This is a genomic window from Burkholderia sp. Bp8963 (assembly GCF_003854275.1).
GTDB lineage: Bacteria > Pseudomonadota > Gammaproteobacteria > Burkholderiales > Burkholderiaceae > Burkholderia.
Genome location: NZ_QTQP01000037.1, coordinates 1 through 14313, shown reverse-complemented (window position 1 = coordinate 14313; position 14313 = coordinate 1). Strand labels below are relative to the sequence as shown.

The following is a 14313-nucleotide window of genomic DNA, read 5'->3' as shown; positions in this document are numbered from 1 at the left end:
GCGAAAGAGGTGAAAGGATTGTGGGTAGCCAATACCCGCGCAGCAAACGAAATATCGGAACTATGTTGTGAGCAATAGTCATCAAGTCGCGGCGAATGCGCGACCCGGCTGACGGAAACCGTCATCCGCTCGACGTGGGCCTGTCGCAGGCGGCGCTAGAATAGCCGTTTGTTTCACACACAGCAGCCACCGAGAGGAACAGCCATGCCCCGCGCAAACAACCGGTCCGTCAGCATTGCGCCGAATGCCGGCAAGACCGTCCTGTCCAAGGGGCAGAAGGCATTCAATGCGCTGATCAAGCAGATCGAAAAGCGCCGCAAGTATCTGTCGGCATGGGAGCAGGTCATGCCCGCGTTCCAGAAGCGATATGTCGACGAGCTGTTGCCGCTCGAACGCGCGTGGACGGATCTGCGCACCACGATGGTTTTCGGGCTCGACGAGGCAAGCGGCCGGAAAGGATTGACCAAGGCCGAGCAACGCATGATCTCGACGCTGATCGCCAGCATCGCCGCCGACCTGATCGACTCAAACGCCGACGCGCAGTTGAAGGCCGTCTACAACCGGCATGGCGGAACCGACTACGACGCCGAAGTCGCCGCCGAGTACGCGACGATGAAGGCCGAGCTGGAAGCGATGCTCGGCGTCGAGCTCGACGACGACCTCGACATGAGCGCGCATGACGAAGTCCTGCAACACGTTCAGGCGAAGCTGGAACAACAGCGGGCTCGGGAGGAGGCCAACCAGCGGGCGCGGGAAGCGCGGCGGGCCAAACGGCAAAAATCGGCGAAGCAGCTTGCGAAGGAGTCGCAGCAGCAAGCGGAACAGGTCGAGTTGAGCCAGTCGATCCGCGACGTCTATCGCAAGCTCGCCAGCGCGCTGCATCCCGATCGGGAGCCCGATCCGCTGGAGCGCGAGCGCAAGACGTCGCTGATGCAGCGGGTCAACCAGGCTTACGACAAGAACGATCTGCTGAAGCTGCTGGAACTGCAGCTCGAACTCGAACACATCGACCAGCATATGATCAACCAGATCAGCGAAGATCGCCTGAAGCACTACAACAAGATACTCAAGGAGCAAGTCGCCGAACTCGACCAGGAAATCCTGTATGTGGAATCCAACTTCCGGCACGCGTACGGATTTTCTCCGCGCGCCGGCCTCTCTCCCGACACGGTGCTGCTCAATCTCGCGCGTGAAATCGTCGGGCTCGAGCAGGACATTCTCAATCTGAAGGAAGAGATGCCGCTGTTCAACGACGTCGGGAGCCTGAAGCGCTGGCTGAAGGAGCTGAAACGTCAGCAGTCGGCCTTCGCTATCGACGACGTTTCATTCTGACGCGCGAGCGTCGACGCCCAGCCCGGCGTCGACACCCGCCGCCGCTGCCGTTACACCCCGAGCGCCCGCTTCGCGAGCTGCGCGATATGCAGCGGCGTGCGGCCCGCGCCCTGCTCGATCTGCTCGCGGCAGCTGAAGCCGTTGGTGACGACGATCGCGTCCGCACTCGCCTGCCGCACGAGCGGCAGCAGCTTGCCTTCGCCGATCTTCATCGACAGGTCGTAATGGGCCTCGTTGAAGCCGAACGACCCCGACATCCCGCAGCAGCCCGTGTCGAGCAGCGTCCAGCGCACGCCGAGCTTGTCGAGCAGCGCGGTTTCGCCCTTCATCCCGAACAGCGATTTCTGATGGCAGTGCCCGTGGACGATCACGTCCGCGTCGAGCTGCGGCCACGCGAAATCCGCCTGCGCGACGAAATCGGAGAACAGGAACGTCTGTGCGGCGAGGCGCTTCGCGAGCGGTTCGTCCGGCAACTGCTTCAGCAGCTCGTCCTTGAACACCGACAGGCAGCCGGGTTCGAGCCCGACGACCGGCACGCCCGCGCCGATCTCGTCGGCGAGTTCGTCGACCGCCGTGCGCAGCAGCGCGCGCGCTTCGTCGAGCAGCCCATAGTCGTACAGCGGCCGGCCGCAGCACAGGCGCTTCTGCGGCAACGTGACGTCGTAGCCGAGCGCGCTCAGCACGTCGACCGCGGCCGCTGCGATGTCCGGCGAGAAATGCTCGTTGAACGTATCAACCCACAGAATCACCTTGCCGCGGACCGGCGCCGCCCCCGTGCGCTGCCCGATCCCGCGCCGCTTCGCGATCGCGCGGAACGGCTGCGGCGCGAACGCCGGCAGCGCCCGCTGCGGCGCGATGCCCGCGATCCACTTGCCGATACGCGCCAAGGGCGGGGTCGAGGTCATAAAATTCGTAAGCCGAGGAAAACGGCTCGCCAGCGGCGCCCATTGTCCGATCCTCCCCATGAACATCGCCTGCCGCGGCCGGCGATGCGTTTCGTAGTAGTGCGACAGGAATTCCGACTTGTACGACGCCATGTCGGTATGCGTCGGGCAATCCGACTTGCAGCCCTTGCAGCCGAGGCACGCGTCGAGCGCTTCCTTGACCTCGGCGCTGTTCCAGCCGTCCTTGATCACGTCGCCCTGCAGCATCTCCCAGAACAGGTGCGCACGGCCGCGCGTCGAGAACTTCTCCTCGCGCGTCGCGCGGTAGCTCGGGCACATCGTGCCGCCGTCGAGCGAACGGCACTTGCCCATGCCGATGCAGCGCTCGATCGCGCGCTGCATCCCGTCGCCCTCGGGGCTCGTGAAGGTCAGCTTCGTCTGCAGCGTCACGGGCTTGTACGCGGGGCCGAGCCGCAGGTTCTCGTCGGCGCGGTACGCGTTGATCACCTTGCCGGGGTTCAGCCGGTTCGCCGGATCCCAGATCGCCTTGAACTCGGCCATCGCCTGCATCAGTTCCGGGCCGTACATGATCGGCAGGAACTCGGCCTTCGCCTGCCCGTCGCCGTGCTCGCCGGACAGCGAGCCGCCGAAGTCGACGACGAGCTGCGCCGCCTCGCGCAGGAAGCCGCGCCATACCTGCACGCCGGTCGCGCTGCGCAGGTCGAACGTGATCCGCGCATGCACGCAGCCGTCGCCGAAATGGCCGTACAGGCAAGTCTCGTAACCGTAGCGGTCGACGAGCGCCTGGAACGCGCGCAAGTAATCGCCGAGCCGCAGCGGATCGACGGCCGCGTCTTCCCAGCCGGCAACCGGATCAGGCTTCGACGGATCGACCGACAGCGCGATTGCCGACGCACCCGTCTCGCGGATCGACCAGATCCGCTGCTGCTTCGCCTTCTCCTCGACGACGAAGCCGCTCACGTCCGGGCCCGCGCCACCGCCGTTGAAATGCGCTTCCGCTGCGCGCGCCTGTGCAAGCGCCGCATCGACGGTGTCTGCGCCGAACTCCAGCACGACCCATGCATCGCCGGGCGGCAGCAGCGCGATCTCGTCGGCCTTCAGCCCGCGCGCCTGCAGCCCGCGAATGATCGCGCGGTCGAGGCCCTCGATCGCGATCGGTGAAAAGCGGTTGAAATGCGGCACCGCGTCCGCCGCGGTGAAGATGTCGGTGAAACCGAGCACGAGCAGCACGCGGCACGACGGGCTGTGCACGAGCCGCACTTTCGCCTGCAGCGTGACCGCGCACGTGCCTTCGGTGCCGACCAGCGCGCGCGCGACGTTGAAGCCGTTCTCCGGCAGCAACTGATCGAGGTTGAAGCCCGACACGCGCCGCTTGATCTGCGGAAACTCGTTGCGGATGCGATCCGCGTAGCGGTCGCGCAGGTCGCGCAGCTGGCGGTAGATCTCGCCACGCCGGCCGCCTTCCGCGATGATCGCGTCGAGTTCGTGCTCGGGCGTCGGGCCGACCCAGAAGCGCGCGCCGTCATACGTGAGGATCTCGAGCGCGTCGACGTTCTCGACCGTCTTGCCGGCCATCACCGAATGCGCACCGCACGAGTTGTTCGCGATCATCCCGCCGAGCGTGCAGCGGCTGTGCGTCGCCGGGTCTGGCGCGAACGTCAGGCCGTGCGCTTCGGCCGCGTCGCGCAGCGTGTCGCAGACGACGCCCGGTTCGACGATCGCGCTCTTCGCGTGCGGATCGATCGACACGACGCGGTTGAAATACTTGCTCGTATCGGCGACGACCGCGACGTTCACGCACTGCCCGTTCTGCGACGTGCCGCCGCCGCGCGTGAGGAACGGCACGTCGTAGCGCCGGCAGACGCCGAGCGCCGCCGCAAGATCGTCCGCGCCGGCCGGCACGACGACGCCGAGCGGCACCTGCCGGTAGTTCGACGCGTCGGACGCATAGAGCGCCTTCGAGCCGGCATCGAAACGCACCTCGCCACGCACCGCGGTGCGCAGGTCGGCGGCGAGCGTGTCGAGCAGTTCCTGCCCGACTTCAATCGGGGTCGCGCGCTTCACGATTACTTCGCAGCGTTCGCGGTCATCTTGAAGATGCCCTGCGCGTTGCCGGCATCGAAGCGCAGGTCGGTCACCCAACGGCGCTGCGCCTGGTCGAACGTGCGCTTGCGCGTGATGAACTCATAGAACGAACCGGGCACGTTGCGCTTCACGAGCGCGCCGTCGCGCGTCCTGAACTCGCGCTCGACGACGTCCGCGCGATACGCGGTCTGGAACACGCGGCCCGAGCGCGAGCGCTCGACGTCCGGCTTCATCGGCCGGCCCTTCGCCTTCTCGTCGTCGGACAGCTTGAACACGTCGGCGACACGGTCGGTCGCGTGGTTGAACGCGTTGCCTTCGGTCGCGATCCACGCCATTTCCGCGGATTCGAGCAGCAGCGTCTCGTAGTCGAGTTCGCCCGGCACGTCGTGCTGGCGCGCGAACGCGCCGACGATCTCCGGCAGCAGCGCGTGCGCGGCGTCGAGCGGCAGCCAGCCTTCGCGCTCGATCTCCCACAGCAGCGCAACGGCGGCCGGCGTCAGCGGATCGCGCGACGAGCTCACGACGTTCGTCACCGCCTGCTGGAATTCCTTCGAGAAGCGCTCCGGATGCAGTTCGCTGACGAAGAACTGCGCGATCTCGTCCGGCGCGTCCTCGTGCGCATACGCGCGGCCCGTCATGCCGAGCTTGTCGAGCGGATAGCGGCCGTTCAGGCGGAAGCCGAGCGGACGCAGGATGCGCGTGAACGCGGCCTCGCCCGGCGGCAGCGCGCCGGTGTGCGGCCAGCGCACCGTGCGCAGCGCGCCGTGATCGAAATACACCGAGCCGCCGTCGCCGATCGCGTCGGCCGTGTACGCGCGGCCGTTCGCCGAGCGTTCGAGCAGCCCTTCGAACAGCGCCATGTTCATCGCCTGCGCGATTTCCGCGCGCGTCACGACGCCGTCTTCCCACTCGTCGAGGATGGCCGGCATGTTCAGGGTGGCGAACAGGGCGTCGGTCTTTGCCTGTCCCAGCAGCTTCGTCAGCAAGCTCTCGATATTCGGATTGCGCATCATGGATTCTCGTCGGGGGGACCGGCCGGCAACGGTGCCGGCAACTCGTCGGCCAGCCGCCCGATGGACGCCCAGCCTTGCGTGGATTGCATTATTCAAATGGTTGCAGGCGGGCGTAAAGCGAGATTAAATTGACACGTAATGAGTTTTTGGAACTATTGACGGTAGGTTGCCCGCCCCGCCGCCGTGCGGGGCGCGGCACTGATCGTCAGACGAATCGACCCTCATGCGTAAATTCAAGATCCCGAACATGGGCGCGCTCGTGGCCTTCGAGGCTGCCGCGCGTCACGAAAGCTTCACGCACGCGGCCAAGGAGCTGTTCCTGACCGAAAGCGCGGTGTCGCGGCAGATCGCGACGCTCGAAGCAAGCCTCGGCGTGCGGCTGTTCGCGCGCGTGAAGCAGCGCGTGGTGCTGACGCGCGCCGGCAAGCTGTATGGCACGCAGGTGCGGCGCGCGCTCGAGTCGCTCGACCGCGACACGCTGTCGATCATCGCGCACGGCAGCGGCGGCGGCTATCTGGAGCTCGCGGTGCTGCCGACCTTCGCGTCGCACTGGCTGATCCCGCGCATCAAGCAGTTCTACGACCGCACGCCCGACGTGCGCGTCAACATGGGCAGCCGCACCGACCTGTTCTCGTTCGAGGACACCCACTTCGAGGCGGCGATCCACTACGGCAAGCCGACCTGGCCCGGCACGTCGTCCGATTACCTGTTCGGCGAGGAAGTCGTGCCGATCTGCTCGCCGGCGCTGCTCGACGGGCCGGTGAAAACGCCGCACGACCTGCTCGCGTATCCGCTGCTGCACTCGACGACACGCCCCGGCGCGTGGTCGCAGTGGTTCGAGACGCTCGGCGTCGAGGACACCCGCACGATGCAGGGCGTGCGCTACGAACTGCATACGATGCTGATCAGCGCGGCCGCGGCCGGGCTCGGCGTCGCGCTCGTGCCGAAGTTCTTCGTCGAGGAACAACTGCAGCAGCTCGGCCTGGTCGTGCCGTTCGACGAGGCGACGGTGGAGGATTCCGCGTACTACCTCGTGTATCCGACGGAATTCAGCCACAGCAAGCCGCTGGAACTGTTCCGCGCGTGGCTGCTCGAGCAGGCGAGCGCGTACGCGTCGCCGACGCGCGACGACGGCTACGTGGAGGACGACGAAGACGTGGAATGACGCGGGGAAGCGAGGAAAGCGGAGAAGCGGACGCGTATCCGGCATGCGCCGGACCGGACGACTCCGATCCGGCGCGCCGGCAGCCAGGACCCTTACCGGCGTCGCGGGCTGTTTCTTTTTTTACTACGCCTCGTAATCTCTCAGGCTCTGTTCGTTCTTTTCAAACGCTGTCGCGCGCTGCCATTATCTGCCCAATTCGTCGCAAGTGAAACGTTTGCGCGTGGTTTTACCGCAGCCGATCCTGTGCTATTCCGCCAACCCCCGCGCCGCCTTCGAATCGCTTTCGAATGTCGGATGCGCGTCGGCGTGCGCGTTCGCCTTGTTATAATTTCACCATTGCAGTGCACAAAGCCTCACATCCGCCCGCGCAACAAGCCCCCGGGACTTCCATGCAGAAATCAGACCGTCTGCGCACGCTCGCCGACGCACTCGCACAACGCAACGTGATGCACCTGCGCGACGCGGCGGCGCTGCTCGGCGTGTCGGAAATGACGGTGCGCCGCGACATCGCCGCGAGCCCGGACCAGTTCACCTATCTGCGCGGCTATATCGTCAGCGCGACCGACGTGCAAAGCAGCGCCGGCTACTCGCTCGAACTGGAAAAGGATCACTACGCGCAGGCGAAGGCGGAAGCATCCGCGATCGCCGCGAAGCTGATCGTCGAGGGCGAGACGATCTTCATCGATTGCGGCACCACGCTCACGACGCTCGCGCGGCTGATTCCCGCCGACCTGCGCGTGACGGTGGTCTGCTACTCGCTGAATGTTGCGGAAATCCTGCGGCGCAAGCCGAACGTGCGGATGATTCTGCTCGGCGGCGTCTATGTGCCGTCGTCCGATTCGTTTTCCGGCGACGAGAGCCTCGAGATGCTGCGCCGGATGGGGATCAACAAGGCGTTCGTGTCGGCAGGCGGAGTCGACGACGCGCGCGGCGTCACGTGCTGGAATTTCCATGAAGTCGCGATCAAGCAGGCCGCGATGGAAAGCGCGGTCGAACGACACCTGGTTGTCGACTCCAGCAAGTTCGGCGTCGTCAAGGCCGTGCGCTTTTCGCAGCTCGGCGATTTCGATTCGATCATCACCGAGCAGGGCCAGACGCTGCGATCGCGTGCATGACGCGGCACGCGATGCGGTGGCGGCGCGTTGCGCCGCCACGCGCGATTACTTGAGGTAGAACGCGTCCGGCAGTAACGCGTCCGCACGCGTCACGCGCACATCGCCGTTCAGGTTCGCCAGCACCACGTCGAGCGACGGCGTGCCCAGCTCGATCATCACTTGCCGGCACGCGCCGCACGGCGCGATCGGGCCTTCCGTTTCCCCTACGACCGCCAGCACCGCAAAATCGCCGGGGCGATACCCGGCCGCAATGGCCGCGAACAAAGCCGTGCGCTCCGCGCAATTGCAGAGGCCGTACGATGCGTTCTCGACGTTGCAGCCGTGGAAGACCTTGCCGTCCTTCGTGCGCAGCGCCGCGCCGACCTTGAAGCGCGAATACGGCGCATACGCTTTTTCGCGCGCGGCCTTCGCCGCGTCGATCAATGCCTGTGTGTCCATCTCGTCATCCTGTTTTTCAAAGGGCCTGCTTCCGCTTCCGCTCCCGCTCCCGCTCACCGCACGGCGTGCGCGTCGAGAAACGCGGTGCCGTCCGCAAACGCTTCGAGCCCGAACCAGCTCGCGAGACTCTGCCCGAGATCCGCGAACGATGCACGCACGCCGAGACTGCCCGGCGCGATCCGCGGGCCGCTGGCGAGCAGCGGCACATGTTCGCGCGTGTGATCGGTGCCCGGCCAGGTCGGATCGCAACCGTGGTCGGCCGTCAGGATCAACACGTCGTCGTCACGCAGCAGCGCATGGAGTTCCGGCAGCCGCGCGTCGAAACGCTCGAGCTCGGCCGCGTAGCCGCCGACGTTGCGGCGATGCCCGTACAGCTGATCGAAATCGACGAAGTTCGTCATCAGCAGGCTGAAGTCGGGCGCGTCGCGCACCGCGTCGAGCGTGGCGTCCCACAGGCCCGCGAGACCATCCGCCTTGATCTTGCGCGTCACGCCGACGCCCGCGTAGATGTCGGAAATCTTGCCGATCGCGATCACGTGGCCGCCCGCCGTCGCGAGCTTTTCCAGCACCGTCGGCGCCGGCGGCGGCACGGCGAGGTCGCGCCGGTTGCCCGTGCGCCGGAAATCCGCCGCGCTTGCACCGGTGAACGGCCGCGCAATCACGCGGCAGATGTTGTAGCGATCGACCTCCTCGCGCGCCATCTCGCACAGGCGATACAGCCGGTCGAGCCCGAACGCCGTTTCGTGGCACGCGATCTGGAACACCGAATCGGCGGACGTGTAGAAGATCGGCTTGCCGGTCGCGACGTGTTCGTCACCCAGCGCCGCGATGATATCGGTGCCGGACGCATGACAATTGCCGAGATAGCCGGGCAAGCCCGCGCGGCGCACGAGCGCGTCGAGCAATTCGGGCGGAAACGATCCGTCGGCCTGCGAAAAATAGCCCCAGTCGAACCGGACCGGCACGCCGGCCAGCTCCCAGTGCCCGGACGGCGTGTCCTTGCCCGACGACACCTCGCATGCCGCGCCGTAAGCGCCGGTCAGCGCGGGCTCGGCCGACATCCCGGCGGGCAGCGTGCCCGTCGCCAGCCGGCTCGCCAGCGCGAGCCCCAGACGCTCGAGCTGCGGCACCCGCAACGGACCGCGCCGGCTGTCCGTGTCGCACGCGCCGAGCGCGCACTGCTCGGCGATGTGGCCGAACGTATTCGAGCCGGCATCGCCGAAACGCGCGGCGTCAGGCGCCGCACCGATCCCGAGCGAGTCCAGCACCAGCACGATTGCGCGCATACAGGCCTCCTGCGCTCAATCGAGCAATGCGTGAATGGTCGGCGGCAGCACGCCGGCCTCGTCGCCGATTCCGTATGCGCGCCGTACCTCGCCCGCCGCGCGCTCCGCGGCCTCGCGGCTTTGCGCGTGCACGACGCCGAGCGGCTGCCCCTCCGTCACGTGATCGCCCAGTTCGAGCAGCCCGGACAGGCCGACCGCGTAGTCGAGCATGTCGGTCGTCTTCATCCGCCCGCCGCCGAGGCCGACGACGGCGACCCCGAGCGCGCGGGCATCGACACGTTCGACCCAACCAGCGCGCGGCGCAAGCACCGGCATGATCACGTCGGCGGTGGCCAGATGCTGTTGCGGCCGCTCGAGCAGATCGGCCGGGCCGCCGAGCGCCGTCACCATCCGCGCGAACCGCTCGGCCGCCTGCCCCGATTCGAGCGACGCCTGCAATCTGGCCCGCGCGTCGTGTTCGTTCGTCGCGAGCCCGCCGATCAGCAGCATCTGTGCGGCGAGCGCCATCGTCACCTCGTGCAGCCGCGCGGGTCGTGCCGCGCCGGTCAGGTAGTCGATCGCGCAGCGGACTTCGAGCGCGTTGCCTGCGCACGGCGCGAGCGACTGGCTCATGTCGGTCAGCGTCGCGGTGGTTTTCATGCCCGCGCCGTTGCCGACGTCGACGATGCTGCGCGCCAGCGCGACCGATTTCTCGTAGGTCGGCATGAACGCGCCCGAGCCGACCTTCACGTCCATCGCGAGCCCGTCGAGCCCCGCCGCGAGCTTCTTCGACAGGATCGACGCGGTGATCATCGAGATCGACTCGACCGTCGCCGTGACATCCCGCACCGCATAGATCCGCTTGTCGGCGGGCGCGAGCCGCGCGGTCTGGCCGATGATCGCGACGCCCACGTCCTTCACGACGCGGCGGAACGCGTCGGGCTCAGGCGCGACGTCGTAACCCGGAATCGACTCGAGCTTGTCGAGCGTGCCGCCGGTGTGGCCGAGGCCGCGCCCCGAAATCATCGGCACGTAGCCGCCGCACGCGGCCACCATCGGCCCGAGCAGCAGCGAGGTCAGGTCGCCGACGCCGCCCGTCGAATGCTTGTCGACAACCGGCCCGTTGAGGTTCATCGCGCGCCAGTCGAGCACGTCGCCGGAATCGCGCTGCGCACGCGTCAGCGCAACCCGCGCATCGAGCGGCAGCTCGTTGAAATAGACGGCCATCGCGAACGCCGCGATCTGGCCTTCGGTGACCTGCCCCGTCGTGACGCCATCGACGAATTGCCCGATCTCGCCGCTATCCAGCGGCAGGCGGTCACGCACCTTGCGAATGAATTCCTGTGGCAGAAACATGGATCCTCCAGTCAGTAAGTGCCCGGCCGCGACGCGGCCGCACCGTGGCCGAGCGTCGCAAGCAGGTTGCCGAGCAGGCTCGACGCGCCGAAGCGGAACGTCGCGGGCACCGTGTAGCCCGCACCCAGCTCGCGTTCCGCGAGCGCCAGATACGCGGCGGCATCGTGCGCGGAACGCACGCCGCCCGCCGCCTTGAAACCGACCGTGCGCCCGGCATCGCGAATCGTCGCGAGCATCGCGGCGGCTGCGTCGAGCGTCGCGTTGACCGCGACCTTGCCGGTCGACGTCTTGAGAAAATCCGCGCCCGCGTCGATCGCGATTTCGCTCGCCTGGCGGATCAGCGCCGCTTCGCGCAGCTCGCCGGTTTCCAGGATCACCTTCAGGCGAGCGCTACCCGCCGCGACACGGGATGCCGCCACCAGTTCGCGACCGACGGCCGCATCGCCCGCAAGCAGCGCGCGATACGGAAACACGACGTCGACCTCGTCGGCGCCGAGCGCGACCGCGTCGGCGGTTTCGCGCGCGGCGGCATCCGGATCGGCCGCGCCACCCGGGAAGTTCGTCACGGTCGCGACCGGCAGCGCGAGGCCGCGCGCGGCCAGCGCCGCACGCGCGGTGCCGACGAAGCGCGGGTACACGCACAGCGCCGCCGGCGTGCCGACCGGCGTATCGGCCGACGCGGCCAGCGCCTCGATCGACGCGTCGGTGTCGTCATCGTTGAGCGCCGTGAGATCGATCAGATGCAGCGCTTTCAGCGCGGCCTCGGCGAGCTGGTTACGGGTCAATGCGTGATTCATGAAACGGCCTTAAGTCAGGAGAGGGAAAAAAACAGTCCGGCGATCGTCGCGCTCATCAGGTTCGACAGCGTCGCGGCCGCGAGCGCGCGCAGCCCGTAGCGCGCGACGTCGCCGCGCAGCTCGGGTGCGACCGCGGTGAAGCCGCCCGTCAGGATCGCGATCGACGAAAAATTCGCGAAACCGCACAGCGCGAACGACACGATCGCGATCGTCTTCGGCGTCAGCACGTGCAGCCCCGCCGCCGCCACGCGCACGCTGTCCTGCAGATACGGCGATAGTCCACTGTACGCGACGAACTCGTTCAGGATCAGCTTCTGCCCGATGAAGTTGCCGGCGACCGACGCATCCTGCCACGGCACGCCGATCATCCATGCGAGCGGCGCGAGCAGCGTGCCGAGCAACGACTGCAGCGTCACGTTCACGAAGCCGAACCAGCCCGCGACGACGCCGACGCCCGCGTTGAGCAGCGCGATGAGGCCGATGAACGCGACCAGCATCGTGCCGACGTTGACCGCGATCTTCAGGCCGACGCTCGCGCCCGACGCGCCGGCCTCGATCACGTTGGCCGGGCGCTTCTCGTCGAATTCGAGCGAGCCGATCTCCACGTGGCTCGCCTCCACCGACGGGCACAACAACTTGCCGAACAGCAGCCCGCCCGGAATCGCCATGAACGACGCGGCAAGCAGATATTCCATCCTGACGCCGAGCCCCGCGTAGCCCGCGAGCACGGAGCCGGCGATGGACGCCATCCCGCTCGACATCACGGCGAAGATCTCGGGCCCGCTCAGGCGACGCACGAACGGCTTCACGAACGCGGGCATCTCGCTTTGCCCGAGAAAGATCGTCGCGACCGCGGAGCACGCTTCGACGCGGCTGACGCCCAGCAGCTTCGCGAGCGCGCTGCCGACGATCGCGATCACCCATTTCATCACGCCAATGTAGTACAGCACCGCGATCAGCGACGTCACGAAGATGATCATCGGCAACACGCGCAGGCCGAACGCGAACCCATCCGCGCCGAACAGCGCGAACATCTTGTCGCCGACGAGGCCGCCGAACAGGAACAGCAGCCCGTGCTTGCCCATCTCGAGCACGCCGTTCACGCCATACGCGATCGACGCGAGCACGTGACGCCCGATCGGCACGAACAGCACGAACGCGCCGATCACGAGCTGCGTCGCGAGCGCCGCGATCACGGTGCGCGGCTTCACCGCGCGCCGGTTCATCGACAGGCAGTAACCGACGCAGAGCAACACCAGAATGCCACACACACTACGCAGGATATCCACGTTGGGTCCCCGATGGATTGAGTCAGAAGCGGTAGCCGACGCTGGCGTAGTAGCCCCAGCCGGTCGAACGGTTTTCGAAGCCGCCATTGCCGAAATTCAGCCCGGTGCCGTTCCACTGGCCGCCGTTGTGGAAATAGCGCGCGGCCGTCCAGAAGCGCCATCGCTCGAATTCGTAGATCAGCACGTTGGTCGACACGAACGCGGTGTCGCTGCGGGTATTGCCGCCGGTCTTTTCGGCAAGGTGCGAGCCGAAGTCGTAATTGAAGAAACTGACGAAGGTCAGATTCCCGCCGCCGAACGTGCCGATCGGGTACACGGCCTTCATCTGCGCGCGATAGCCGTCCCAGCTGTTCGCATTCGCCGCGCCGTAGTTTTCCCACTGCCGGCGCACGTAGAGATTCGCCGACAGGTAGATCGGCAGCGGCGTCTCGATGTCCGTGCCGATCCCCGCATACAGCGTGTTCTGGCGACCGGCGACGCTATGGCCCTGGTCGTAGATCCAGTCGAACGCCGCATACCACTCCTTGAACGGGCCGAAGCCGAGACGGCGGCCGAGCAGATGGTCGATCGACACGCGCGGCTCCTGCTCGCTGAACAGCGGCGAGCCCTTGTTGGTCACGCCGGTGTCGTAGCCGTTGCCCACGCCGAATGCGCGCGGGATGTCGACGTAGCCGTACAGGTCGAACGGACCTTTCCTGCCGAAATACTCGTATTCGAGGTACACGTCGTTGGTGCGGTACGGACCGAAACGGATGTTCTTCGAACCGATGATCGCGATGCTCTGACGCAGCCAGTCCGACAGGTACCGCGTGCCGGCCGCGGTCCCCGCCAGCGGGGCCGCGCCCGTGACGCCGGGCGACGTCTCGCCGCTTTCGGCGAGCGTGTCCGCGCGCGCCGGCGCCACGCTCAATGCGACGACGGCCGCGATGCCGGCAGCGCTGAAACGACGTGAGCGACGTGAGCGACGCGAACGACATGAGGGCACGGCCCGTGCGGCTTCGCGCCACAGTCTCCTGATTGGGTCCAAGGTTCTGCTTCCCTTCACGGTAAGTAACCGGCAAGTGACAGGTAAACGGCAGGTCAATTACGGCCCGTGCCGGATACGTTCGAGCGTCCGCCGGACATGCCTGCTGTATGTTGACAACATCTCATGTGATGAGATTAACGTAACATTATTTGTTATTTTTGCGACATTAACAAAAAACGCAATCTTGCGGATACTCAGGGAAAACCCGCGCGCTGACCGCGCGGTGCGCGCTTTGGCGGCCTGAATCGGCTGCGCGCGATTCGATCCGGCCGTTCAAGCCTTGCGTTCAGTCCGGCGTTCCTTTTTAATGGAACTGGTTCCATTCGTCGTTTCGGTCGTGCCGTCGGGTGACGCTTCGTCGTGTGCGCGTCATCATGGCAATTCAGGATCGAGGAACGCCTAGGAGTCTGGGCGGCAGAAGTCAATTCCTGGTCATCGGGCAAGGGAGGTGGCGCGTTATGAGCAGATGAGCGCGAATTACCTCCCCTATGAGCCGCAGCAAATGCTGCTGCTACCTGAAGCCCTG

At 66.5% G+C, this 14313-nt stretch carries 11 protein-coding genes; 3 read left to right on the top strand and 8 right to left on the bottom strand.

The genetic code is table 11. From position 1 onward, the window contains the following. The first annotated feature begins 204 nt into the window (after positions 1–204). Positions 205–1332, top strand: coding sequence for a J domain-containing protein (locus DID96_RS26275; RefSeq protein ID WP_124602167.1), 1128 nt, complete (start codon positions 205–207; stop codon positions 1330–1332). A 50-nt stretch (positions 1333–1382) separates the two neighbouring features. On the opposite strand, the gene DID96_RS26270 is transcribed toward DID96_RS26275, so the two are convergent. Beyond that, complete coding sequence (locus DID96_RS26270; protein WP_124602166.1) at positions 1383–4301, bottom strand: FAD-binding and (Fe-S)-binding domain-containing protein; 2919 nt, start codon at positions 4299–4301, stop codon at positions 1383–1385. A gap of 2 nt (positions 4302–4303) precedes the next feature. Then, positions 4304–5332: a DUF1338 domain-containing protein gene (locus tag DID96_RS26265; protein WP_124602226.1), complete on the bottom strand. Its 1029-nt coding sequence runs from the start codon at positions 5330–5332 to the stop codon at positions 4304–4306. 226 nt (positions 5333–5558) lie between these two features. On the opposite strand from DID96_RS26265, the gene DID96_RS26260 reads away from it, so the two are divergent. Together DID96_RS26260 and DID96_RS26255 are read left to right on the top strand one after the other, a co-directional pair. Then, positions 5559–6500 (top strand): LysR substrate-binding domain-containing protein, encoded by a 942-nt coding sequence (locus tag DID96_RS26260; protein ID WP_124602165.1) that lies wholly within the window; start codon positions 5559–5561, stop codon positions 6498–6500. A 389-nt stretch (positions 6501–6889) separates the two neighbouring features. Continuing rightward, the gene (locus DID96_RS26255) at positions 6890–7615 is read left to right on the top strand and encodes a DeoR/GlpR family DNA-binding transcription regulator (RefSeq protein WP_124602164.1); all 726 of its coding nucleotides are present in this window, start codon (positions 6890–6892) and stop codon (positions 7613–7615) included. Positions 7616–7660: 45 nt separating this feature from the next. On the opposite strand, the gene DID96_RS26250 is transcribed toward DID96_RS26255, so the two are convergent. The 6 genes from DID96_RS26250 to tsx are packed head-to-tail and all read right to left on the bottom strand — an operon-like array spanning position 7661 to position 13664. Further along, a complete protein-coding gene (locus tag DID96_RS26250) occupies positions 7661–8053 on the bottom strand; it encodes a cytidine deaminase (protein WP_124602163.1) in 393 nt (130 codons plus the stop codon). 53 nt (positions 8054–8106) lie between these two features. Then, positions 8107–9339, bottom strand: coding sequence for a phosphopentomutase (locus DID96_RS26245; protein ID WP_124602162.1), 1233 nt, complete (start codon positions 9337–9339; stop codon positions 8107–8109). A 15-nt stretch (positions 9340–9354) separates the two neighbouring features. Next, entirely contained in the window at positions 9355–10674 is a 1320-nt protein-coding gene (gene deoA, locus DID96_RS26240) for a thymidine phosphorylase (protein ID WP_124602161.1), read from the bottom strand. A gap of 11 nt (positions 10675–10685) precedes the next feature. Then, complete coding sequence (gene deoC / locus DID96_RS26235) at positions 10686–11471, bottom strand: deoxyribose-phosphate aldolase (protein ID WP_124602160.1); 786 nt, start codon at positions 11469–11471, stop codon at positions 10686–10688. 14 nt (positions 11472–11485) lie between these two features. After that, a complete protein-coding gene (locus DID96_RS26230; protein ID WP_124602159.1) occupies positions 11486–12760 on the bottom strand; it encodes a NupC/NupG family nucleoside CNT transporter in 1275 nt (424 codons plus the stop codon). Between the two features lie 22 nt (positions 12761–12782). Further along, positions 12783–13664 carry a nucleoside-specific channel-forming protein Tsx gene (gene tsx / locus DID96_RS26225; RefSeq protein ID WP_260464015.1) on the bottom strand — a complete coding sequence of 294 codons (882 nt, stop codon included), beginning with the start codon at positions 13662–13664 and terminating at the stop codon, positions 12783–12785. Positions 13665–14313 lie beyond the last annotated feature (649 nt).